2 protein-coding genes are annotated in these 606 nt (G+C 70.6%); one reads left to right on the top strand and one right to left on the bottom strand.

The window, feature by feature from the left end; all coding sequences use genetic code 11:
- Positions 1–189, top strand: a 189-nt coding sequence (locus G3I71_RS45675) for a DUF1232 domain-containing protein (protein WP_164324840.1), incomplete at its 5' end; no start/stop codon positions are given.
- 120 nt (positions 190–309) lie between these two features.
- On the opposite strand, the gene G3I71_RS45670 is transcribed toward G3I71_RS45675, so the two are convergent.
- A partial coding sequence (locus G3I71_RS45670; RefSeq protein ID WP_164324838.1) for a fasciclin domain-containing protein occupies positions 310–606 on the bottom strand: 297 nt, incomplete at its 5' end.

Here is a 606-nt window from a genome sequence, read left to right as displayed (position 1 = left end):
CTGCTGGACGCCGGGATCCCGCTGCGCGACAAGGCCCTGTTCTGGGTCGCCGTCGTCTACACCATCTCACCGGTGGACCTGATCCCCGACCCGGTCTACCTCGACGACGTGGGCGTGCTCCTGCTCGCCCTGCGCTCCCTGCACGCGGCGGCCCGGGCCGCCGGACGGCCCGCCGACCGGATCGCCTGACGGCCCGGGGCCGCGCCCGCCCGGCTCGGAGCCGAACGAAGGACGCTGCGCGGCCCATTCCCCGGGACCGCGCAGCGTCCGTTCAGGTGCGCCGCTCGGGGCGCGTGCGCGCCGGCCGTACTACTTCGGCATCAGGACGGTGTCGACGATGTAGACGGTCGCGTTGGCCGTGGGCACGTTGCCGTAGACGACGGACGAGGTGCCGTTGACCTTGTAGGCCTCACCGGAACCGGCCGTCGTGATCTTGCCGGTCTCCAGGGTGTCGAAGGAGCCGTTCTCCAGCTGGCGCGGAGCCAGCTTCTGGCCCACGACGTGGTAGGTGAGGATCTTGGTCAGCATGGCCTTGTCCGCGAGGACCTTGTCGAGGTCGGCCTTCGGGATCTTGGCGAACGCGTCGTTGGTCGGGGCGAAGACGGT

Source organism: Streptomyces sp. SID12501 (assembly GCF_010550245.1).
Lineage (GTDB): Bacteria > Actinomycetota > Actinomycetes > Streptomycetales > Streptomycetaceae > Streptomyces.
This window is presented reverse-complemented; position numbering and strand designations above follow the sequence as displayed.